Origin of the sequence: Streptomyces xantholiticus, assembly GCF_014651015.1 — a bacterium.
Lineage (GTDB): Bacteria > Actinomycetota > Actinomycetes > Streptomycetales > Streptomycetaceae > Streptomyces > Streptomyces xantholiticus.
Genome location: NZ_BMWB01000010.1, coordinates 196,961 through 219,100, shown reverse-complemented (window position 1 = coordinate 219,100; position 22,140 = coordinate 196,961). Strand labels below are relative to the sequence as shown.

Here is a 22,140-nt window from a genome sequence, read left to right as displayed (position 1 = left end):
CACCGCCCGCTCCTCATCAGAGAGCAGCAACGGCTCCAGTTTCGGGCCCCGACGTGGAACTGACGCAGCAGCAGCAGAAGTCACACAAAAACTAACGATCAACTACTGGCGCAGGACACTAGGACGGCTCCGACACCGTGATCACATTAGACACGGCAAGATCATGACACCAAGATCAGCCGTTACGGGACAACCCTCAGCTGATACGGGCGCTGCCGTCAGGAACGTTCATGAAGCTACAGAACACCGAGTAACTGCCGCGTGAGCAAGTGCGCGGATCAGTGATCTTCTGCCCCCCGTTGTCGAGATCGGTGGCCGGTGTCTCTCCAATTTTGTGCGCCCAGAAACCGTCGCTGCCCAGGCGGTACCAGTGGTAGTCAACTCCGGGGGCCATCACGAGGGCGACCAGTATGCCTTCCAAAGGGCAGACGTTGTTGGCAGCCGGGGTGTATACCAGGCCGTCGTAGAACGCGTAGCGGCTGATCAGATCGCAGGCGAGGGAGGAGACAGTGAAGCCCCGGCCGCTACCCCGGCCGGGCTGGGCAAACGTGTCGGTGCGCACATCGGTGCCGTAGTTATAGCAATTGTTGTTGCACTGCCTGGACCAGTTGGGAATCCCCCGCTGAGGGATGATGGAACGAGCCTCTGCGTCATTCCACTTGTCCAGGGCTGCGGCCGGTGCTGACGGGCAGGCTGCTACCGCGAGTGAATCCTGACCGTCCGGCGGCGGCCGCCACCACTCCACCGTTCGTGCGGCGGCCAGGCCGTCCCGGAGGAAGTCCAGTTCCGCCGGGCTGCTCAGCACCTGCCCGGCCGGTCCCCGTTCGGAGCAGATGTAGTCCTCCACCTCCGGATCGGCTGCCCATCGCCGCAGCTCCGGACCAAGCAGCCGCCCGGCCACCAGGCGGAAGACCTCCGGCAGGAACGGGACCTGCTCGCCGGCCCGTTCGACGATGAGCCCGCGGTAGCCAAGATGCGGGCCCGGGGTGGTCTGCTCGGCAGCGTCGATCTGGTCGCCCGGCGCCAGCCGGGCGAGCAGTTCCTCGGCCTCAGGGCCCGCTAGCTCGACGACCGGGTCAGGGCGGCCGCTGAACATATCGAACGTGATCCGCAGGCGGGTTATGGCCATGTCGTCGCCACCTCGATGATCGTGACCGAACAGCGGTCATTGAAGTCTGTGACGGTCCCATCCTTCGCCACCAACGAGACCGTGTGATTACCCGCGTTGATGCCGGTGGCCACGAGATCGTTCCCGGTCAGGCCCAGATGGACCGCTGCGGGATTCGCGATCGCCTGCATCGTGCCGACCGATCGACCGTCGACCTGGACGGTCATGCCGAGCATCGCCGCGCCAATGCTGGAGTACGCCGAGGCGGCCGCGGTAATGATGAGGGTCCCGCCGTAGCTGCTGAAACTGCCACTCGCTACCACACTGCCGCCAGACTGCCCAGTGGCGGTGGCATTGGCCAGGGCCCCGGTCACGTTGAGCACAGTGGGCGGCGCCATGACCTCGAAGATGGAGATGGCATAAGCGTCGTTGTTGTCGATGGTGGTGCCGGCGGCAGGCGTGGCGACGAGGGTGTGTTGCCCGGGTGGGATGCGGTCGATCAGGAAGTCGGCCGGTACAAACGCCAGATGCCAGCCGTTGTTGTTGGCGAAGATCTCGATAGTTCCGTAACGCGTGCCGTCGATGCTCAAGTTCATCCCGGTCATCGCCTGCGGACTGATGCTGCAGCCGGTGGCGGAGGCACACACGAGCAGGTACCCGCCGCGCGAGCTGAAGGAGATGCTCGTGTACTGGCTGGCGGAATCGGGTTTGTCGGCTTTAGCGGCGACCATCCGCCAGACGGCCGGTGACCCGAGTTCGAGGACGGTCAGGGAGGCACGGTCGTTCCCGTCGGTGACCGTCGCGGACCCGGCGGTGATCTTCGCCTCGGCGGACGGGTTCGGCGGGAGGTTACCAAGGAGTACCCGCTGCCTGGTCATGGTCAGGTGAGTATTGGGTGGATTGGCGAAAACGCGAGCGATAGACGTTGAGCTTTCGCCGATCGTAAGGTCTGCCGATAGTCCCGTAGAACCTGATCCGTTCCAACCGGAAGCGCTGAAGAACGCGAAAACCTTCCCACCCTGCACGTTCACGGAACCTGTAGCGATAGGCTGTCCGCCGGACTGGGATGAACAGGCCACGTTATTCATTACCTGCGTCACACGAGTGGCCGGGCCGAGAGCTCCCGTCACCAGAGCAGAGCCGCCAGGCGCTGCTTTCTCCGCAGGCGCCGCTGTCTCCAACGGATCAATACCGACTTCCGTGGTATGGGGACCCATAGCGCTACCCCTCTCGCTGGTTTCACCGAGTAGCTGCAGCTCTTGGGCAAGGCCGACAGGGTACGGCCCTCCGCAATTCCAGCGTGCGGGTGCACCCCCACCCCCCGCAACTCGACGTTCCCGCGAAGGCCACGCTCCTGCCGATCTACACCGACCAGGAGCCGGGTTGTGACAAGGGTTGCTTCGGGAGTGTGTGATCACGGCGTCGGAGGCCTCCTGGATAGCCCCGTTCAGCGGGCTGAGTCCGCGTCAGTTCGGCAAGCTGGGCGCGGGTGCAGATCCGGTGCGCAAGGGCCGGCCGTGGAGCCTGCCGCTGGAGGACCGCGTGCTCTTGGTCGCCGCCTACTGGCGGACGAACCTGACTTTGCGCCAACTGGCCCCGCTGTTCGGGGTCTCGAAGTCGGCAGCGGACCGCATCATCGACCACCTCGGGCCATCGCTCGCGCTCCAGCCCCGGAAGCGGTTCCGCAAGGACACCGTGCTGATCGTGGACGGCACCCTGGTCCCCACCCGCGACCGCACCATCGCCGAGCAGTCGAAGAATTACCGGTACTCCACCAATCACCAGGTCGTCATCGACGCCGACACCCGGCTGGTCGTCGCGGTCGGCCGCCCTTTGCCGGGCAACCGCAACGACTGCAAGGCATGGGAACTGTCCGGCGCCAAGGCCGCCATCGGCAGGGCCACGGTCATCGCGGACGGGGGCCACCGGGGCACCGGCCTGGTCATCCGGCACCGTCGCGAACCTGGTCAGAGCGAACTCGCGGACTGGAAAGAGGAACACAACGCCTCGCACCGAAGGGTCCGCGCCCGCGTCGAGCACGCCTTCGCCCGGATGAAGACCTGGAAGATCCTCCGCGACTGCCGGCTCAAAGGCGACGGCGTCCGCCACGCCATGCTCGGCATCGCCCGCCTGCACAACCTCACCCTCGCCGGGTGACGAAGAAGCAGGCAGATCAACGAACACGTCGTAGATCATTTACGGGACAGCCCAGTAGGACTCCGTTAGGTCTTCGGGTTCGGCCTGTTTCTGGGCATGTTGGTGGATGGACGCACATGAAGTGAACCGTGTCCGGGCGAAGTTGGCGTTGTACGTGGCTGATGTGTTCGCCTCGGTGCCGCGCAAGGACCAGCGGGCCAAAGGCGACTGCTACCTGCGGGGACTGATGTTGGAGGGCCGCCGCAAGTCGATCCAGGCCATGGCCTCGCGGCTGCCCGACGGTAACGAACAGAACCCGCAGCAGTTCGTGAACCAGTCCACCTGGGACCCGGTGCCGGTACAGCGACGAATCTGCGAACGCATGCTGCCGCTGATCACCCCGATGGCCTGGGTGATCGACGACGTGTCGCTGCCCAAGGACGGAAGAATGTCGGTCGCCGTGGCCCCGCAGTACTGCGGGGCCCTGGGTAAACGCGCCAACTGCCAGGTCGCGGTCAGCGTCCACGCCGCCAGTGACACCGCTTCCTGCCCACTGCAGTGGCGGCTGTTCCTGCCCAAGGAGTGGGACGCGGACACCGACCGCCGCACCGTCACCCGCACCCCGCCCGAGATCACTCACCGCGAGAAGTGGCGTCTGGCTCTGGACATGCTCGACACGCTGGCCGACTGGGGCATGCGCCTGCCTGCCGTCGTGGCCGACGCCGCCTACGGCACCAACGCCCACCTGCTGGCCGGCCTGGCAGAGCGGGGAATCGACTACATGCTGGCCGTCCGCGCGGACGCGAGTGCCCACCCGTTCAACGTCCACCCCGTGGCTCCGGACCGCAAGGGCCCCGTTGGTTGCTGGCTCCAGCCCCGCTACCGTCACCGGGCCCCCTCGGTGGCAGCCCTGGCCGCCGATCTCGGGCAGGAAGCGTTCACCTCCCTCACCTGGCGGCAGGGCTTACGCGGCCAGTTACGTTCCCGCTTCGCCGCCGTGCGAGTCCGCCCGGCCGGCCGTCGAGCGCCCGATCCGGGCTGCCTCCTCGGCCGAACAGGGCTGGTGGGACGGCATCCTGCCCGACTGCTGGCTGCTGATCGAGTGGCCCGAAGACGCCGAGGCTCCCACCGAATACTGGCTGTCCAGCCTGCCGGCCGACATCCCGATCACCGACCTGGTCCGTCTGGCCAAAGTCCGCTGGCGCATCGAGCACGACTACCGCGAACTCAAGCACGGCCTGGGCCTGGACCACTTCGAAGGCCGGTCCTGGCCCGGCTGGCACCACCACATCGCCCTCATGACTGCCGCCCATGCCTTCCTCACCGAACAACGTCTGGGCCCAAAAGCACCCACACCGGGCTCACTCTCTACCGGACCCTCGACGCCCTCCAGGGCATCCTGAGGTGCGGGACCGGCATCTGCACCACCTGCCAACAGCCCCTGCCCAGTGGGGTATGCAGAACATCAAGATCCAGAAAGACCTAACGGAGTCCTATTAGAGCAAAACAGCGACCAGAGCAGTGGAGTACTGGCAGTGTGTTGAACTTGTGAAGACCCTCGTCGGAGAAGTCGCCTTAGTGCTTCAACTCGGCTTGACCTGGCGGGCCGTCAGTGAGGATGCTTGTCTCGCTTCACCGGCTCTTCCCCCTCGGCTCCGTCGAACTCTGCGCGGGGTGCGGCGGACGCCCTGAAAGTCAGGGTGCCGGGAAGAGAAGGAGGAAGCTGTGGTGAGGTCTGATCTGGGTAAGCCACGCAGGCGGTGGACCGGCCCGGAAAGGTGGTCGGTGGGGCTGGCTGCGGTTGGAGTGCTCGTAGCGGTCATTGCCACCGTGGGACAGTTCGCTCACTAGGGCTCCACGCATGAGACGGTCGCGGCCGAAGGCACACACGCAGTGAGCCCGGTCTCAGACAAGGCGACCGGGCTCATGGAACTGCGCGGAGGGCCTGGCTTTGACAGAAGCTGGGCCCTTCGTTGTCGCTGGTTCTGCCACAGAGTTTGCACCTGGGCACCCCCTACCGACAAGAAGAACATTACCTGCTTTGGACCTGACAGGGGATCGATCTTGTGTGCTCTGGGCAGGGGGACTCGTCGGGGTGTCGGAGCTGCCGGCGGGCTAGGTCCTTTCCTTCAGGTCATCGGATCGTTGGTTGATGTATGTCGTTGACTGACGCCCAGTGGGCCCGTATTGAGCCGTTGCTGCCGGATCGGACGCCTCGGCGGGGCGGGCGGTGGCGTGATCACCGGCAGGTCCATCGACTCGATCGCGTTCAAGTACCGCACCGGCAAGCCCTGGATGGACCTGCCCGAGCATTTCGGGTCGTGGAAGGGCGCCCACAACCGGCTGCGGAAGTGGTCAGCCGACGGCACCTGGGAGAAGGTCTACACCGCTCTCCTAGCCCAGGCCGACGCCGAAGGCGACCTCGACTGGGTCGTCGCGGTCAACTCCACGATCGTCCGCGTTCACCAGCACGCCGCCGGGGCCCGCCAAAAGGGGCCCCGGCCGGCGAGCCGACCGACCATGCCCTCGGACGGTCCCGCGGCGGACTGACCACCCAGGTGATCCGAAGGGAGCGGCCTAGCCGAGTCCCGCCAGGCCGTTCAGCGCGCCGCCGGGCCCGTCAAAGGGACCCCGGCCGGCGAGCCGGCTGACACCAGGCAGCAATGTGGCCCGAAAGTCGCCCTAGTTCGAGGCCTGTGGCCACACGTACAAATTGCCGCTGACCGACACGTCCGTCGTTGCTCCTCCGCTCATGTGGTCGATCAGCGCCATGGCGACCGCGCCGTCGGCGGTCACTGCGCACACGGCGGCACCGACGGTGAAGCCTCGCTCCTTGGTGTCCCGCCGATCGAACAGGGGCAGCGCGGCGAAGCCGGTGCCCGCGGCCGCCTTGCAGGCCTCGGCGGTGCGGGGAGCATCTGCCCGCAGGAGGCCCACCCGGGTATTCGGCAGAGCCCGTAGCACGTAGTCCCCGATCCCCGTGCAGGTGTCCGGCCAGTACAGCAGTTCGGCGCCGCCAGGGTTCGCCACTGCCCCGTTGTCTTCCTGCTCGACGCGGCTCTCGCCGGTGTCGAGGTCCACCAGCTGCTGCTCGTGTTGCGTGCACGGGGCAGGTGCCAGACCCCATGTCGCCTTGCGCGCCGGGCCGTGTCCGTCCGGGGGCGTGAGGTCAGTGTCGGCCGACGGTGTGGTGATCCCGCTCGGCCTGTCAGTCACAGCTGGGCTGGCAGGCACAGTCGGGCTCGGAGCGGGAGGCGCTGGGTCCGTACGGGGCGGTGTGGCGACGGCCGTCTGCGAACCGGGGGCGGATATGGGTGCGGGGGCTGCGGCGTCACGGCCGCCGCTCACGATCACACTGACCACGATGCCCAGCAGCGGAATCGCGATCCCCCCGACCCACCATGCCCATCGGGGAGGCACTGAGCCAGGCGTCGATGGCGAGTGTGACGGAGGATATGGAGGTGGTGGAGGAGGCGTTGCCCCCGTCTGACCCTGTGCTGCCATTGCGCTCAAGTCCCCCGGCCGTCAATGAACTTCACCTGCAACACCACAGTATCCACTGCCCCCGCTGTCACCATTCAGCGATGTCGGGCATCGCGGGCCCGGCAAGATCCAGAAGAGACGGCCTGGGGGAATCTGCCACTTCTAACAGTGCAGAGGCTGCATGAGGAACGGGGCGCACGTCGCGCTGGACATCTATCGCCTGTATCGCAGATGGTCCACGGACCCCGACATACGCCCGCTCTGAGCGGCATACGGCTGCACATGCAAGAAGACCCCGGCCTCAGCGTTTCCGCTGGTGACGGGGTCTTTGGGCACCTCATACAGGGTGCCCCCGGCAGGATTCGAACCTGCGCACACGGCTCCGGAGGCCGTTGCTCTATCCCCTGAGCTACGGGGGCGTGCGCCGCGCTGCTGCGTGGCGACGGGTAGAACCCTACCAGCTCCCGAAGGGTCTCCGTGAACAGGTATTTCGGGCCAAGGGGCGGGGCCCGCGGTTCGCTTCGAGGGGCGTGAACCGCGGCTCGTGGCGCGTGGACCGCGGGCCCGTACGCGGCACCGGCGGCGCCGGGAGTCGCGTACGTGATCACCGGCCCTGCGCCCCGTGGTGCCTCAGCGTGCCCCCGCTTCGCCCGCGCGGGTCGGAAGTGGCGAAAACCCGGACGCAGCCGGGGCCGCGGACCTACTCTCGAGTTGTGTCCGGCGCGTCCGGCCGAGTGCTCGTCGTCGATGACAACCGGGTGATTCGGCAGCTGATCAGGGTCAATCTCGAGCTGGAGGGCTTCGAGGTCGTGACCGCGGCCGATGGTGCCGAGTGTCTGGATGTCGTGCATCAGGTGCGGCCCGATGTCGTCACGCTCGATGTCGTCATGCCCCGGCTGGACGGTCTGCGGACCGCCGTGCTGCTGAGGGACGACCCGAGGACGAGCCGCATCCCCCTCGCGATCATCAGCGCGTGTACGCAGTACGAGGTGGACAGCGGTGTGGCAGCCGGGGTGGATGCCTTTCTGGCCAAGCCCTTCGAGCCGGCCGAGCTGGTGCGGGTAGTGCGGCAGTTGATGTACCGGGAGGCCGGGGAGGGTCCGCCGTCGGTGGACGGCAGGCATGGAGCCGGGCGGGCGGGGAGTGCGACGGGCTGACCGCACAGCCCTCGACCCCCGACCCGCGCCGCCGCGCGTGTCGACCACCGCGCCCGCCACGCCCCCGTCGCGTCTCCTACCGCGTCCCCCGCCGCCCGCCCGGCTGCCCGCATGGCGAAACCGGTTCGCAAAGTGCCCCCCTTCCTCCCATACGCTTGTCCCGTGACCCCCGCAGAGCTCTCCCGTACCGTGCGGCACGCCGTGTGCCGTGCCGTGGAGGACGGTGCGCTGCTCGTCGAGGCGCCCGAGAGCATCGACAGCGTGAAGATCGAGCGGCCCCGGCCCGGTGGGCGCGGGGACTACGCCACCGGGATCGCGCTGCGGCTGGCGCGGCAGGCCGGACGGCCCGCCGCTGATGTGGCTGCGGAGCTCGGGCGGCGGATCGCCGCGGCACCGGGGATCGAAGCGGTCGACATCACCGGGCCCGGGTTCCTCAACATCACGTTGGCCCCGGACAACCAGCAGCAGCTCGTACGGGAGGTCCTGGAGCAGGGCGGGAAGTACGGGTGGACCGAGCTGACCGGGCAGGTCGCGCAGCCGACCTACCGGGCCGACGTACGCGCGGCCGTCACGGCCGACACCCTGCGCCGGATCCTGCTGTCGCAGGGCACCCTCTGCCGTACCTCCTGCGAAGGCACCGCCGACCCGGTCTGGGCCGACCTCGGGGTGCGGATCGAGGCCGAGGAAGCGCGGGGCCGGCTGCGGACGGACGTCATGCCGGTTCCCGCCGAGGAGGACGGGGCAGCGCTGTTGCACCGCCTCGGTGCCGACGCCGCCCGGTGGGGGCTCCTCGCCGCCGCCGCGCACGACAGGCCGAGGACGGACGGGAGCGACGGGCGGCTCCTGCTCGTGCAGCACGAGCGCAACCCGCTCTTCCGCGTGCGCTACGCCCACTCCCGCGCCCACGCCCTCACCCGCAACGCCGCACTGCTCGGCTTCACCGCCGCCCCCGACCGGCAGGTCCACGCCCCCGCGCTCACCGCCGCCATCGGCGATCACCCCGCCGTCCTTGCCGACGCCGCGCGCCTGCGCGCGCCCGACAGGCTGGTCCGGCACCTGGAAGTCACCGCCGACGCTCTCCTCTCCTTTCAGCACTCCGTGCTGCCCGTCGGGGACGAGAAACCCTCGGCCGCCCACCGTTCCCGGCTCGCCCTTGCCGAAGCCGCCGGGACGGTGCTCGCCGGTGGCCTGTCCCTGCTCGGTATCAGCGCACCCGAACACCTGTGATGTGAGAGAGAACAGAGTCCGATGAGCCGATCCGCACACCCCGCCGGTCCCCGCCACGCCGATGTCCTCCCCGAGGGCCACTACACCGCCCCGCCCACCGACCTCAACGCCCTCGACGGCAAGGTGTGGGCCGCCACCGTCACCCGGAACAGCGACGGTGTCGTGACGGTCGGCGGGATCGAAGTGACCAGGCTGGCGGAGGAGTTCGGCACCCCGGCGTACTTCCTCGACGAGACCGACTTCCGCGCCCGCTGCCGCGCCTGGGCGGACGCCTTCGGCAAGGACGCGGACGTGTTCTACGCGGGCAAGGCGTTCCTCTCCCGGGCGATCGTCCGGTGGCTGAAGGAGGAGGGGCTCAACCTCGACGTGTGCTCCGGCGGCGAGCTCGCCACCGCCCTCGACGCCGGGATGCCCGCCGAGCGCATCGCCTTCCACGGCAACAACAAGTCGGAGCGGGAGATCCGCCGCGCGATCGAGGCCGGCGTGGGACGGATCGTGCTCGACTCGTTCCAGGAGATCGTGCGCGTCGCGCACATCGCGCAGGAGCTGGGCAAGCGCCAGAAGGTCCAGATCCGCGTGACCGTCGGCGTCGAGGCGCACACCCACGAGTTCATCGCCACCGCCCACGAGGACCAGAAGTTCGGGATTGCGCTGGCCGGCGGCCAGGCGGCGGAGGCCGTACGCCGCGCGCTGCGCCTCGAGGGCCTGGAGCTCATCGGGATCCACTCCCACATCGGCTCGCAGATCTTCGACATGGCCGGTTTCGAGGTCTCCGCCCGCCGTGTGGTGCAGCTGCTGGCCGAAGTCAGGGACGAGCACGGCGTCGAGCTTCCCGAGATCGACCTCGGCGGCGGCCTCGGCATCGCGTACACCTCCGAGGACGATCCGCGCGAGCCGCACGAGATCGCCAAGGCGCTGACCGAGATCGTCACCCGCGAGTGCGAGTCGGCGAACCTGCGCACGCCCCGTATCTCCGTCGAGCCGGGCCGTGCCATCGTCGGACCCACCGCCTTCACCCTCTACGAGGTCGGTACCGTCAAGCCGCTCGAGGGGCTGCGGACGTATGTGAGTGTCGACGGCGGCATGTCGGACAACATTCGCACCGCGCTGTACGACGCCGAGTACAGCGTCGCCCTGGTGTCCCGCACCAGTGAAGCCGCCCCGATGCTGAGCCGTGTCGTCGGCAAGCACTGTGAGAGTGGCGACATCGTGGTCAAGGACGCGTTCCTGCCGGCCGACGTCGCGCCCGGCGATCTGATCGCCGTGCCGGCCACCGGCGCGTACTGCCGTTCCATGGCCAGCAACTACAACCACGCACTTCGCCCGCCTGTCGTCGCCGTCGCGGACGGTGCGGCGCGGGTGATCGTCCGGCGTGAGACGGAGGAAGATCTCCTGCGTCTCGACGTCGGATAATTGAGATAGACGTCTCGTATGGCGGACGAGGTATAGAAACTTGCGTCCGGTAAGTGAGACTGGTCCACACCGTAGAAGTAATGAGAAGCGAGGTCGGATGATGCGTACGCGTCCGCTGAAGGTGGCGCTGCTGGGCTGTGGAGTGGTCGGCTCAGAGGTGGCGCGCATCATGACGACGCACGCTGCCGACCTCGCAGCACGGATCGGCGCCCCGGTGGAGCTCGCCGGGGTCGCCGTGCGCCGCCCCTCCAGGGTCCGCGAGGGCATCGACCCGGCGCTGATCACCACGGACGCCACCGCGCTCGTCAAACGCGGCGACATCGACGTCGTCATCGAGGTCATCGGCGGTATCGAGCCGGCCCGGGCCCTCATCACCACCGCTTTCGAGCACGGCGCGTCCGTCGTCTCCGCCAACAAGGCGCTGCTCGCCGAGGACGGGGCGACCCTGTACGCCGCGGCCGAGCAGCACGGCCGCGACCTGTACTTCGAGGCCGCCGTCGCCGGTGCGATCCCGCTGATCAGGCCGCTGCGCGAGTCCCTCGCCGGCGACAAGGTCAACCGCGTGCTCGGCATTGTCAACGGCACGACCAACTTCATCCTCGACAAGATGGAGCGGACCGGCGCCGGCTACTCGGAGGCCCTTGACGAGGCCACCGCCCTCGGATACGCGGAGGCCGACCCGACCGCCGACGTCGAGGGCTTCGACGCCGCCGCCAAGGCCGCCATCCTCGCCGGGATCGCCTTCCACACCCGCGTACGGCTCGACGACGTCTACCGCGAGGGCCTGACCGAGGTCACCGCCGCCGACATGGCCTCGGCCCAGCGCATGGGTTGCACCGTCAAGCTTCTCGCCATCTGCGAGCGGGCGGCGGACGGCCAGTCGGTGACCGCCCGCGTGCACCCCGCGATGATCCCGCTCAGCCACCCGCTCGCCTCCGTCCGAGAGGCGTACAACGCGGTCTTCGTCGAGGCCGAGGCCGCCGGCCAGCTGATGTTCTACGGCCCCGGCGCCGGCGGCTCGCCGACCGCTTCGGCCGTGCTCGGCGACCTCGTCGCCGTGTGCCGCAACAAGCTCGCCGAGGCCACCGGGCCCGGAGAGTCCGCGTACACCCAGCTGCCCGTGAGCCCCATGGGCGACGTGGTGACGCGGTACCACATCAGTCTCGACGTGGCCGACAAGCCGGGCGTCCTCGCCCAGGTCGCGACGGTCTTCGCCGAGCACGGGGTGTCGATCGACACCGTCCGCCAGCAGGGCAAGGACGGCGAGGCGTCTCTCGTCGTCGTCACCCACCGCGCGCCCGACGCCGCCCTCTCCGGGACCGTCGAGGCGCTGCGCAAGCTCGACACCGTGCGCGGTGTCGCCAGCATCATGCGTGTTGAAGGGGAGTAAGGGACCCATGACCACCAACGGCACCCACCAGTGGCGCGGCATCATCGAGGAGTACCGGGACCGTCTTCCGGTCACGGACACGACGCCGGTCGTCACGCTCCGCGAGGGTGGTACGCCGCTCGTCCCGGCGCAGGTCCTCTCCGAGCGCACGGGCTGCGAAGTGCACCTCAAGGTCGAGGGAGCCAACCCCACAGGGTCCTTCAAGGACCGCGGAATGACGATGGCCATCACGCGGGCGAAGGAGGAGGGCGCGCAGGCCGTCATCTGCGCCTCCACCGGCAACACGTCCGCCTCCGCCGCCGCGTACGCGGTGCGCGCCGGCATGGTCTGTGCGGTCCTCGTGCCGCAGGGCAAGATCGCGCTCGGCAAGATGGGCCAGGCGCTGGTCTACGGCTCGAAGATCCTTCAGGTCGACGGCAACTTCGACGACTGCCTCAACCTGGCCCGCAATCTGTCCGAGAACTACCCGGTGGCGCTGGTCAATTCGGTCAACCCGTACCGTATCGAGGGCCAGAAGACCGCGTCCTTCGAGATCGTCGACGCACTCGGCGACGCCCCCGACATCCATGTGCTGCCCGTCGGCAACGCCGGCAACATCACGGCGTACTGGAAGGGGTACAAGGAGTACGCGGCGGACGGCATGTCCTCCCGCACTCCCCGGATGTGGGGTTTCCAGGCGTCCGGTTCGGCGCCGATCGTGCGGGGCGAGGTCGTCAAGGACCCGTCGACGATCGCCACCGCGATCCGGATCGGCAACCCGGCCTCCTGGACGCAGGCGCTGGCCGCGCGTGAGGAGTCCGGCGGCTTCATCGACGAGGTGACGGACCGTGAGATCCTGCGCGCCTACCGTCTGTTGGCGTCCCAGGAGGGTGTCTTCGTCGAGCCGGCGTCGGCCGCGTCCGTCGCCGGTCTGCTGAAGGCCGCCGAGCAGGGCAAGGTCGACCCGGGCCAGAAGATCGTGTGCACGGTCACCGGCAACGGCCTCAAGGACCCCGACTGGGCGGTCGCCGGAGCGCCCCAGCCGGTCACCGTCCCGGTCGACGCGGCGGCGTCGGCGGAGCGCCTCGGCCTGGCGTAACGGTCGTCCCCGTCCGGCCTGCTACTGGAAAGTATGGCAACCCGGACAACGCCCCACGTAGGGGCACAGGAGGCCCGCGACACGCATCGTGCGCCTCCTGTGCGCCCTATGTCGCAGGTGAACTTTCCTTCGATAGGCTGTACCCGAACCCGGCCCGGCCGCATATGCGCGGTGTCGTTGCCGTCGTGGTGTTTCCGCCGCCGAGGCCCACGGGTTGTTCCTGCCTCTCGAACCAATCTTGTACATCCCGCAGTTCAGAACCAAGGAGAGTCGTCGAGCGATGGCCGGTCCAGCGTTCCGCGCCGCCGCCGTCCGGGTGCGCGTCCCCGCAACCAGCGCCAACCTCGGTCCGGGCTTCGATGCCCTCGGGCTGTCGCTCGGTCTGTACGACGACGTGGTCGTCCGGGTCGCGGACTCCGGTCTGCACATCGATATCGCCGGTGAGGGCGCGTCGACCCTGCCCCGCGACGAGAACCACCTGCTCGTACGGGCCCTCCGCACGGCCTTCGACCTGCTCGGAGGTCAGCCGCGCGGCCTCGAGGTCGTCTGTGCCAACCGCATCCCGCACGGCCGTGGGCTCGGCTCGTCGTCCGCCGCCATCTGCGCCGGCATCGTCGCCGCGCGCGCCGTGACGATAGGGGGCGACGCGAAGCTCGACGACGCGGCGCTGCTCGAGCTCGCCACCGAGATCGAGGGCCACCCCGACAACGTCGCGGCGTGTCTTCTCGGCGGTTTCACCCTTGCCTGGACCGAATCGGGAGCGGCGCGCGCGATCAGGATGGATCCCGCCGATTCCGTCGTTCCGGTGGTTTTCGTACCCAGCAAGCCGGTGCTCACCGAGACGGCCCGCGGCCTGCTGCCGCGCACCGTCCCGCATGTCGACGCCGCCGCCAACGCCGGCCGGGCCGCCCTTCTGGTCGAGGCCCTGACCAGGCGTCCCGAGCTGCTGCTGCCCGCCACGGAGGACCGTCTCCACCAGGAGTACCGGGCCCCGGCGATGCCGCAGAGCGTCGACCTGGTGAACCGACTGCGCGCCGACGGCGTTCCCGCAGTCATCTCCGGCGCGGGCCCCACGGTGCTCGCGCTGGCCGAGGACAGTGCGGCCGACAAGGTCGCACAGCTGGCGGGCGAGGGCTGGGCGGCCAACCGGCTCGCCTTCGACGCCGCCGGTGCGAGTGTTCTGCCGCTTGCACCCTAGGGCCACACGATCGCCACACGATTGCCGGTGAGAGAGAGGGGGAATGTTTGTTGGAGCCGGTAGTGTTAACCTCAAGTCAGCAGCCGTCGTCTACACGACGCGGTGCTTTGTGTCCCCTATCGGGACCACCATTCTTCCGGGAGCCTCCCAAACTGCCTGAGCAGCCTGCCTGAGCAGTTTCGAGCACGCTCCGGAACCGGCACGACACCTCTCGCTTTTCCAGGAGTAGGCCGAGCAGGGGGACCTCGGGCCGGGCCTTGCACGTCTGCATGTATCTCTCCGCCGTCAATTTTCCGGCGGGACCACCGCCCCGGCACGGTCCACATCCAGGACCACAGCCGGACAGCACAACCGGTCGCCGAGCCAGAAGGCCGACGTCCGCTCCAGGGAAGGACCCTTCGTGAGCGACACCACCGATCTGATGGGCGTGAGTGCCGACAACAACGTCGACAACGCCGCGCCCGCCGCAGGTGCTGCCTCCGGCACCACCTCACGGCGCCGCCGCTCCGGCACCGGCCTCGAGGGCATGGTCCTGGCCGAGCTGCAGCAGGTCGCGTCCGGCCTCGGCATCAGGGGCACGGCGCGTATGCGCAAGAGCCAGCTGATCGAGGTCATCAAGGAGGCGCAGGCCGCGGGGGGCTCCCCGGCGAAGAGCGCCGAGGCGGGCGCCGCCGAGGCCCCGGCAAAGCCGAAGCGCCGCTCCACCTCCAAGGCCCGTACGGGTGACGACGCCGCTGCCCCGGCCGCCGAGAAGGCGGAGACCGCCGACAAGGCCGAGAAGGCCGTCGCGCAGCAGCAGATCGACATCCCGGGACAGCCGGCGAGCGACGACCAGCCGGCCGGTGAGCGCCGCCGTCGTCGTGCCACCGCCCAGGCAGGCAGCCCGGAGGCGCGCACCGAGACCCACGGTGACACGGCGGTCGACGTGAAGACGGACGTCAGGACCGAGGCGCAGCCCGAGTCCAAGGCCGACACGGCCGTGGACAGCGCCGAAGGCCGCCGTGAGCGCGGTCAGCGTGGGGACCGCGGCGAGCGCGGCGAGCGGGGCGAGCGCCGCGAGCGTCAGCGTGACCGTGACCGTCGTGGCAAGGGCGACGACCAGCAGCAGGGCGGCGGCCAGCGCCAGCAGCGCCAGGGCGGCCAGCAGAACACCGGTCCGCAGGACGACTTCGACGAGGACGGCGGCGCCCGGCGCGGACGCCGCGGCCGCTACCGCGACCGCCGTGGCCGCCGTGGCCGCGACGACTTCGCGAGCGGCGAGCCGCAGGTCTCCGAGGACGACGTCCTGATCCCCGTCGCGGGCATTCTCGACATCCTCGACAACTACGCGTTCATCCGGACCTCCGGCTACCTGCCCGGCCCGAACGACGTGTACGTCTCCCTGGCCCAGGTCCGCAAGAACGGCCTGCGCAAGGGCGACCACGTCACCGGCGCCGTGCGCCAGCCCAAGGAAGGCGAGCGCCGCGAGAAGTTCAACGCGCTGGTCCGCCTCGACTCGGTCAACGGCATGGCGCCCGAATCGGGCCGCGGCCGCCCCGAGTTCAACAAGCTGACCCCGCTGTACCCGCAGGACCGGCTGCGCCTCGAGACCGACCCGGGCGTGCTGACGACCCGGATCATCGACCTCGTGGCGCCGATCGGCAAGGGCCAGCGAGGCCTGATCGTGGCCCCGCCGAAGACCGGCAAGACCATGATCATGCAGGCGATCGCCAACGCGATCACCCACAACAACCCCGAGTGCCACCTGATGGTCGTCCTCGTCGACGAGCGTCCGGAAGAGGTCACCGACATGCAGCGGTCGGTGAAGGGCGAGGTCATCTCCTCGACCTTCGACCGCCCCGCCGAGGACCACACCACGGTCGCCGAGCTGGCCATCGAGCGTGCCAAGCGCCTCGTCGAGCTGGGTCATGACGTGGTCGTCCTGCTGGACTCGATCACCCGCCTCGGCCGTGCGTACAACCTCGCGGCCCCGGCCTCCGGGCGCATCCTGTCCGGTGGTGTCGACTCGACCGCGCTCTACCCGCCGAAGCGCTTCTTCGGTGCCGCGCGCAACATCGAGGACGGCGGCTCGCTGACCATCCTGGCCACCGCGCTGGTCGACACCGGCTCGCGCATGGACGAGGTGATCTTCGAGGAGTTCAAGGGCACCGGCAACGCGGAGCTCAAGCTCGACCGGAAGCTCGCCGACAAGCGCATCTTCCCGGCGGTGGACGTCGACGCGTCCGGCACCCGCAAGGAGGAGATCCTGCTCGGCAGCGACGAGCTCGCGGTCACCTGGAAGCTGCGCCGTGTGCTGCACGCACTGGACCAGCAGCAGGCGATCGAGCTGCTGCTCGACAAGATGAAGCAGACGAAGTCGAACGGCGAGTTCCTGCTGCAGATCCAGAAGACCACTCCGTCCGCCGGCAACGGCAACGACTGAGAGAGCTTCGCCACAGCCGCCGGGCCTGTGAAAGGCCCGGCGCGGGATCCCGGATCCTCCCCTCCCACCCGCAGAAACCGCTGGTGAGAAGGGGAATCCCGGCAAGAGGAGCGGTCCGTGGGGCCCACCGTGCACCGCGCGGTGGGCCCCATGCGTTCTCAAGGAGTTCTCACCTGGCCGTGCAACGCTTCTCGCTGCTTCGACGTCTGAACAACCACCGACCGAACCGCGCCTGAACACCACGGCAGGGGGTGGCGGGAGCATCGAGAGCCGAGGAGAGCATGAGCGAGCAGAGCAGCGGCGGCGGCCGAATACTCCCCCTACGCCCAGGGGGCGTGGGGGGACCCCCAAGCCGCGGAAAGCGCCGTAAGCCGCCCGCGAAGGCGCGCCGGACATGGACGGTCGTGGCCTGGGTCGCGGCGGCCCTGGTGGTGGTCGGCGGCTCCGGGCTCGGGCTGCTCTGGTTCAAGCTCAACGGGAACCTGCAGGGCGTCGACATCAGGGCGGCCCTCGGCGAGGACCGCCCGAAGAACATCGACAACGGTTCCATGGACATCCTGGTCCTCGGCTCCGACTCCCGTGCCGGCGTGAACTCCGAGTACGGCTCCGACGAGGGCGCCGCCCGCTCGGACACCGCGATGGTCGTCCACGTCCACCAGGGTCACAAGAAGGCCAGCGTCGTCTCGGTGCCACGCGACACTCTCGTCGAGCGGCCCGCCTGCACGGACCGTGAGGGCACCGCCGTCCCCGGTCAGCAGCGGGCGATGTTCAACACCGCGTACGAGGTCGGCGGACCCGCCTGCGCCGTGAAGACGGTCGAGGCGATGTCCGGCATCCGCATGGACCACTACATCGAGGTCGACTTCGCCGGCTTCAAGAAACTCATCGACGAACTCGGCGGCGTCGACATCACCACGACCCGGCCGATCAACGACACCAAGAGCCATCTCGACCTTCCGCCCGGCACCCACAACCTGGACGGCGAGCAGGCGCTCGGTCTCGTACGCACCCGCAAGAGCATCGGCGACGGCAGCGACCTCGGGCGCATCCAGCTCCAGCAGGCCTTCATGAAGGCGTTCATCGAGCAGGTCAAGGACGTCGGCGTCTTCAGCAACCCCAAGAAGCTCCTCGACCTCGCCGACGCGGCCACGAAGGCGATCACGCCCGACTCGGAGCTGGACTCGGTGAACGAGCTGATGGGCTTCGCCCGCGGGCTCAGCGCCCTCGGCGCCTCGGACGTCCACATGATCACCATGCCGGTGCGGTACGACCCGGACGACCCCAACCGGGTCGTCCCCGTCGAGACCGGCGCCCTCCAGGTGTGGAGCGCGCTCAAGCAGGACAGGCCGATCCCGGCCTCCGCGACCGCGGACTCGGCGGGCGACAAGGGCGACGCCGCGGCCGTCGTGCAGGCCTCCGGGCAGGGCACGGGCCAGGGCGCCGCGGAGAGGCCGTAGTACCCGCTCCGGCCGCCAGGAATACTTCCGCACCCACCCCCGTTTTGGGAGATACGGCCGGTCCTGGCAGACTGGTACGTCGGCCCCGGTTCACGCATCGAGCATCCCGCCCGTGCGACCCGGTGCCCTCCCGAAACTAGGAGACACCTTGAAGCGCGACATCCACCCCGAGTACGTCGAGACCCAGGTCAGCTGCACCTGCGGTGCGTCGTTCACCACCCGTAGCACGATCCAGAGCGGCAACGTCCGTGCCGAGGTCTGCTCCGAGTGCCACCCGTTCTACACGGGCAAGCAGAAGATCCTCGACACCGGTGGCCGTGTGGCCCGCTTCGAGGCCCGCTTCGGCAAGGCTGGCTCCGCCAAGAAGTAGCGAGCCACTGCGCCGGTCTTCGGCCGCCCCCTCCCGGGTGGCCGAGACCGGCGCTTTGTCCGTTCTGGCAGGCACTCCGAGCAGCCACCGCAGCCACCCTTCGCGTACGAAACCAGGAGCCCCCGATGTTCGAGGCGGTCGAGGAACTGATCGGCGAACACGCCGATCTCGAGAAGAAGCTCGCCGACCCTTCGGTCCACGCCGACCAGGCGAACGCGCGCAAACTGAACAAGCGCTACGCCGAGCTCACCCCGATCGTCGGCACGTACCGCTCCTGGAAGCAGACCGGTGACGACGTCGTCACGGCGCGGGAACTCGCCGCCGACGACCCGGACTTCGTCGCGGAGGTGAAGGACCTGGAGAAGCAGCGCGAGGAACTCACCGAGAAGCTGCGGCTGCTGCTCGTCCCGCGTGACCCCAGCGACGACAAGGACGTCATCCTCGAGGTCAAGGCCGGCGCGGGCGGCGACGAGTCCGCCCTGTTCGCCGGAGACCTGCTGCGGATGTATCTGCGCTACGCGGAGCGCGTCGGCTGGAAGACCGAGATCATCGACGCGACCGAGTCCGAGCTCGGCGGCTACAAGGACGTCCAGGTCGCGGTCAAGACCAAGGGCGGCCAGGGCGCCACGGAGCCCGGGCAGGGCGTCTGGGCGCGGCTGAAGTACGAGGGCGGGGTGCACCGCGTCCAGCGCGTGCCCGCGACCGAGTCCCAGGGCCGTATCCACACCTCCGCGGCCGGTGTGCTCGTCACGCCGGAGGCCGAGGAGATCGACGTCGAGATCCACGCCAACGACCTGCGCGTCGACGTGTACCGCTCGTCCGGTCCCGGTGGCCAGTCCGTCAACACGACCGACTCCGCGGTGCGCATCACGCACTTGCCGACCGGCATCGTCGCCTCCTGCCAGAACGAGAAGAGCCAGCTCCAGAACAAGGAGCAGGCCATGCGTATCCTGCGCTCCAGGCTGCTCGCCGCGGCCCAGGAGGAGGCCGAGAGCAAGGCCGCGGACGCCCGCCGCAGCCAGGTACGAACGGTCGACCGGTCCGAGAAGATCCGTACGTACAACTTCCCGGAAAACCGGATCTCGGACCACCGGGTCGGTTTCAAGGCGTACAACTTGGACCAGGTGCTCGACGGAGACCTGGACGCAGTGATCCAGGCGTGCGTCGACGCGGACTCCGCCGCCAAGCTCGCGGCCGCGCAGTAACCGCGACGGGTTTGCCAACGGTCCGCACGAGCGTCAGAGGAAGGGTAGGCGCGTGAACCTGCTGCTTGCCGAGGTGGCCCAGGCCACCCAGCGGCTGGCCGACGCCGGCGTGCCGTCACCGCGGTTCGACGCGGAGGAGCTCGCCGCGTTCGTGCACGGCGTGAAGCGGGGAGAGCTCCACAACGTCAAGGACGCGGACTTCGACGCCCGCTACTGGGAGGCCGTCGCCCGCCGCGAGGCCCGCGAACCGCTCCAGCACATCACCGGCCGCGCGTTCTTCCGCTATCTGGAACTGCAGGTCGGCCCGGGAGTCTTCGTACCGCGCCCGGAGACCGAGTCGGTGGTGGGCTGGGCGATAGAGGCCGTACGCGCCATGGACGTCGTCGAGCCGCTCATCGTCGACCTCTGCTCGGGTTCCGGCGCCATCGCCCTCGCCATGGCCCAGGAGGTCCCGCGCTCGCGGGTGCACGCGGTGGAGCTGTCCGAGGACGCCCTGAAGTGGACCCGGAAGAACGCCGAGGGGTCCAGGGTCGCCGTCCACCACGGCGACGCGCTGACCGCACTGCCCGAGCTCGACGGGCAGGTCGACCTGGTCATCTCCAACCCGCCGTACATCCCGCTCACCGAATGGGAGTACGTCGCGCCCGAGGCGCGCGACCACGACCCGCAGATGGCCCTGTTCTCCGGCGAGGACGGACTGGACACCATCCGCGGCATCGAGCGCACCGCGCACCGGCTGCTGCGCCCCGGCGGCCTCGTCGTCGTCGAGCACGCCGACACCCAGGGCGGCCAGGTGCCGTGGATCTTCAACGAGGAATCCGGCTGGGCCGACGCCGCCGACCACCCCGACCTGAACAAGCGGCCGCGGTTCGCCACCGCCCGCAAGGCGATGCCATGACGGCGTCACGACCGACCGGCACGAGTGAGCCGAAGAGGCGCGCGGGTGCCGACGCATGCGAGAGGGCCTCGGAGACGGACCGAGTGCTCAGGACGAAGGAGGCCCGCTGATGGCTCGGCGATACGACTGCAACGACGCGACCGATCGCGCCACCGGCCTGCGCGAGGCCGCATCGGCCGTCCGCCGCGGCGAGCTCGTCGTGCTGCCCACCGACACGGTGTACGGGATCGGTGCCGACGCCTTCACCTCCGAGGCCGTCGCGGACCTGCTCGACGCCAAGGGGCGCGGCCGCAACATGCCCACCCCCGTCCTCATCGGCTCCCCGAACACCCTGCACGGGCTCGTCACCGACTTCTCCGAGCAGGCATGGGAGCTCGTCGACGCCTTCTGGCCCGGCGCGCTGACGCTGGTCACCAAGCACCAGCCGTCGCTGCAGTGGGACCTCGGCGACACCCGCGGCACCGTCGCGATCCGGATGCCGCTGCACCCCGTCGCGATCGAGCTGCTCACCGAGGTCGGCCCGATGGCCGTCTCCAGCGCCAACCTGACGGGACACCCCTCGCCCGAGGACTGCGACGCCGCGCAGGAGATGCTCGGCGACTCCGTCTCCGTCTACCTCGACGGCGGTCCGACGCCGGGCATCGTGCCGTCCTCGATCGTCGACGTCACGGGCAAGGTCCCGGTGCTGCTGCGCGAGGGCGCGCTCTCCGCCGACGAGCTCCGCAAGGTGGTACCAGACCTCGAGGTGGCCAATTGACGGCCCCACTGGGGCGTGGCATAGCGGAGACCAGCAGTACGGGCAGCACGGCCTCGACCTTCCGCATCCTCCACGTCAGCACCGGCAACGTCTGCCGCTCGCCCATCACCGAGCGGCTGACCCGCCATGCCCTGAGCGACCGCCTCGGTGGTCCTCCCCCTGGCTACGCCGGGGGGACCCCCATCGGCGGCCTGATCGTGGAGAGCGCCGGCACCTGGGGCCATGAGGGCGCCCCGATGGAGGCCAACGCCGAGATCGTCCTCGCGGACTTCGGCGCGGACGCGACCGGTTTCGTGGGACGCGAACTGCTCGACGAGCACGTCATCCGCGCGGACCTGGTGCTGACGGCCACGCGTGACCACCGGGCGCAGGTCATCTCCATGGGCCACTCGGCCGGCCTGCGGACCTTCACGCTCAAGGAGTTCACCCGCCTCGTGCGCGCCATAGACCCGGCGACCCTGCCCGACCCCCGTGAGGAGGGCGTGGTCGAACGTGCGCGCGCGCTGGTGCGTGCGGCGGCCGCGCTACGCGGGTGGCTGCTGGCGCCGAGCCCGGACGCGGACGAGGTCTTCGACCCGTACGGGGCGCCGATCACGTTCTTCCGCTCGATCGGCGACGAGATCCACCAGGCGCTGGACCCGGTGGTCACCGCTCTCACGGGCGTCCCGTCCCGCTGACGCCTGCGGCGGGCCGTCCCCACTGCCGGGGGAGCCCCGAGCCCCGGGCGGCGCGCTTGTTCCCACCCCTCCTCCTGACGCCAGGTCCCTGGGTGGCACCCCACCCAGGGACGGGGCTCCGCCCCGGGCCTCCGACACCGCGCTCCGCGCGGCGTCCTCCCCTC

General features: G+C 69.3%; 17 protein-coding genes, 1 tRNA gene and 2 pseudogenes. 16 read left to right on the top strand and 4 right to left on the bottom strand.

Features of this window, described 5'->3' with window-relative positions:
• Positions 1 to 196 precede the first annotated feature (196 nt).
• Both IE198_RS17860 and IE198_RS17855 read right to left on the bottom strand, forming a co-directional pair.
• The gene (locus IE198_RS17860; protein ID WP_189887608.1) at positions 197 to 1,129 is read right to left on the bottom strand and encodes a hypothetical protein; all 933 of its coding nucleotides are present in this window, start codon (positions 1,127 to 1,129) and stop codon (positions 197 to 199) included.
• Positions 1,120 to 1,986, bottom strand: a complete 867-nt coding sequence (locus tag IE198_RS17855; RefSeq protein ID WP_189887606.1) for a hypothetical protein — start codon at positions 1,984 to 1,986, stop codon at positions 1,120 to 1,122. The genes IE198_RS17860 and IE198_RS17855 overlap by 10 nt, the downstream gene beginning before the upstream one ends.
• 532 nt (positions 1,987 to 2,518) lie before the next feature.
• Between IE198_RS17855 and IE198_RS17850 the strand changes: the two genes are divergently transcribed.
• The 3 genes and pseudogenes from IE198_RS17850 to IE198_RS17840 form a co-directional block, all read left to right on the top strand.
• Positions 2,519 to 3,265, top strand: coding sequence for a transposase (locus IE198_RS17850; RefSeq protein WP_189887604.1), 747 nt, complete (start codon positions 2,519 to 2,521; stop codon positions 3,263 to 3,265).
• Between the two features lie 106 nt (positions 3,266 to 3,371).
• Positions 3,372 to 4,647: pseudogene (locus IE198_RS17845) on the top strand (IS701 family transposase).
• 753 nt (positions 4,648 to 5,400) lie between these two features.
• Positions 5,401 to 5,805, top strand: a pseudogene (locus IE198_RS17840) (IS5 family transposase); the annotation flags it as partial.
• Positions 5,806 to 5,926: 121 nt separating this feature from the next.
• On the opposite strand, the gene IE198_RS35250 reads toward IE198_RS17840, so the two are convergent.
• Both IE198_RS35250 and IE198_RS17830 read right to left on the bottom strand, forming a co-directional pair.
• A complete protein-coding gene (locus tag IE198_RS35250; RefSeq protein WP_229834040.1) occupies positions 5,927 to 6,460 on the bottom strand; it encodes a hypothetical protein in 534 nt (177 codons plus the stop codon).
• Positions 6,461 to 7,074: 614 nt separating this feature from the next.
• A tRNA-Arg gene (locus IE198_RS17830) sits at positions 7,075 to 7,146 on the bottom strand.
• 294 nt (positions 7,147 to 7,440) lie between these two features.
• Between IE198_RS17830 and IE198_RS17825 the strand changes: the two genes are divergently transcribed.
• The 13 genes from IE198_RS17825 to IE198_RS17765 all read left to right on the top strand — a co-directional run bounded on the left by IE198_RS17825 (position 7,441) and on the right by IE198_RS17765 (position 21,976).
• Positions 7,441 to 7,884 (top strand): response regulator, encoded by a 444-nt coding sequence (locus IE198_RS17825; protein ID WP_229834038.1) that lies wholly within the window; start codon positions 7,441 to 7,443, stop codon positions 7,882 to 7,884.
• 162 nt (positions 7,885 to 8,046) lie between these two features.
• Positions 8,047 to 9,111, top strand: coding sequence for an ArgS-related anticodon-binding protein NrtL (nrtL, locus tag IE198_RS17820; protein ID WP_189887596.1), 1,065 nt, complete (start codon positions 8,047 to 8,049; stop codon positions 9,109 to 9,111).
• Positions 9,112 to 9,132: 21 nt separating this feature from the next.
• Positions 9,133 to 10,524 carry a diaminopimelate decarboxylase gene (gene lysA / locus IE198_RS17815; protein ID WP_189887594.1) on the top strand — a complete coding sequence of 464 codons (1,392 nt, stop codon included), beginning with the start codon at positions 9,133 to 9,135 and terminating at the stop codon, positions 10,522 to 10,524.
• A 100-nt stretch (positions 10,525 to 10,624) separates the two neighbouring features.
• The gene (locus IE198_RS17810; RefSeq protein WP_189887640.1) at positions 10,625 to 11,914 is read left to right on the top strand and encodes a homoserine dehydrogenase; all 1,290 of its coding nucleotides are present in this window, start codon (positions 10,625 to 10,627) and stop codon (positions 11,912 to 11,914) included.
• Between the two features lie 7 nt (positions 11,915 to 11,921).
• Positions 11,922 to 12,992 (top strand): threonine synthase, encoded by a 1,071-nt coding sequence (thrC, locus tag IE198_RS17805; RefSeq protein ID WP_189887592.1) that lies wholly within the window; start codon positions 11,922 to 11,924, stop codon positions 12,990 to 12,992.
• Positions 12,993 to 13,272: 280 nt separating this feature from the next.
• Positions 13,273 to 14,190, top strand: coding sequence for a homoserine kinase (gene thrB, locus IE198_RS17800; protein WP_189887590.1), 918 nt, complete (start codon positions 13,273 to 13,275; stop codon positions 14,188 to 14,190).
• A 400-nt stretch (positions 14,191 to 14,590) separates the two neighbouring features.
• Entirely contained in the window at positions 14,591 to 16,612 is a 2,022-nt protein-coding gene (gene rho, locus IE198_RS17795) for a transcription termination factor Rho (protein ID WP_189887587.1), read from the top strand.
• 281 nt (positions 16,613 to 16,893) lie between these two features.
• On the top strand, positions 16,894 to 18,069 hold the full coding sequence (locus IE198_RS17790; protein ID WP_189887586.1) for an LCP family protein: 1,176 nt from the start codon (positions 16,894 to 16,896) through the stop codon (positions 18,067 to 18,069).
• Positions 18,070 to 18,217: 148 nt separating this feature from the next.
• Positions 18,218 to 18,439 carry a 50S ribosomal protein L31 gene (gene rpmE, locus IE198_RS17785; RefSeq protein WP_189887584.1) on the top strand — a complete coding sequence of 74 codons (222 nt, stop codon included), beginning with the start codon at positions 18,218 to 18,220 and terminating at the stop codon, positions 18,437 to 18,439.
• Positions 18,440 to 18,564: 125 nt separating this feature from the next.
• On the top strand, positions 18,565 to 19,644 hold the full coding sequence (gene prfA, locus IE198_RS17780; RefSeq protein ID WP_189887582.1) for a peptide chain release factor 1: 1,080 nt from the start codon (positions 18,565 to 18,567) through the stop codon (positions 19,642 to 19,644).
• Between the two features lie 52 nt (positions 19,645 to 19,696).
• Positions 19,697 to 20,542, top strand: a complete 846-nt coding sequence (prmC, locus tag IE198_RS17775) for a peptide chain release factor N(5)-glutamine methyltransferase (protein ID WP_189887580.1) — start codon at positions 19,697 to 19,699, stop codon at positions 20,540 to 20,542.
• A 109-nt stretch (positions 20,543 to 20,651) separates the two neighbouring features.
• On the top strand, positions 20,652 to 21,299 hold the full coding sequence (locus tag IE198_RS17770; RefSeq protein ID WP_100109157.1) for an L-threonylcarbamoyladenylate synthase: 648 nt from the start codon (positions 20,652 to 20,654) through the stop codon (positions 21,297 to 21,299).
• Positions 21,296 to 21,976 (top strand): arsenate reductase/protein-tyrosine-phosphatase family protein, encoded by a 681-nt coding sequence (locus tag IE198_RS17765; protein ID WP_189887578.1) that lies wholly within the window; start codon positions 21,296 to 21,298, stop codon positions 21,974 to 21,976. Before IE198_RS17770 ends, IE198_RS17765 begins: the two co-directional genes overlap by 4 nt.
• Positions 21,977 to 22,140 lie beyond the last annotated feature (164 nt).

Coding starts and splice junctions, on each gene's coding strand:
- thrC (WP_189887592.1), top strand. CDS start 11,922: ATGACCACCAACGGCACCCACCAGTGGCGCGGCATCATCGAGGAGTAC.
- IE198_RS17810 (WP_189887640.1), top strand. CDS start 10,625: ATGCGTACGCGTCCGCTGAAGGTGGCGCTGCTGGGCTGTGGAGTGGTC.
- prfA (WP_189887582.1), top strand. CDS start 18,565: ATGTTCGAGGCGGTCGAGGAACTGATCGGCGAACACGCCGATCTCGAG.
- lysA (WP_189887594.1), top strand. CDS start 9,133: ATGAGCCGATCCGCACACCCCGCCGGTCCCCGCCACGCCGATGTCCTC.
- IE198_RS17860 (WP_189887608.1), bottom strand. CDS start 1,129: ATGGCCATAACCCGCCTGCGGATCACGTTCGATATGTTCAGCGGCCGC.
- thrB (WP_189887590.1), top strand. CDS start 13,273: ATGGCCGGTCCAGCGTTCCGCGCCGCCGCCGTCCGGGTGCGCGTCCCC.
- IE198_RS17855 (WP_189887606.1), bottom strand. CDS start 1,986: ATGACCAGGCAGCGGGTACTCCTTGGTAACCTCCCGCCGAACCCGTCC.
- IE198_RS17790 (WP_189887586.1), top strand. CDS start 16,894: ATGAGCGAGCAGAGCAGCGGCGGCGGCCGAATACTCCCCCTACGCCCA.
- IE198_RS17770 (WP_100109157.1), top strand. CDS start 20,652: ATGGCTCGGCGATACGACTGCAACGACGCGACCGATCGCGCCACCGGC.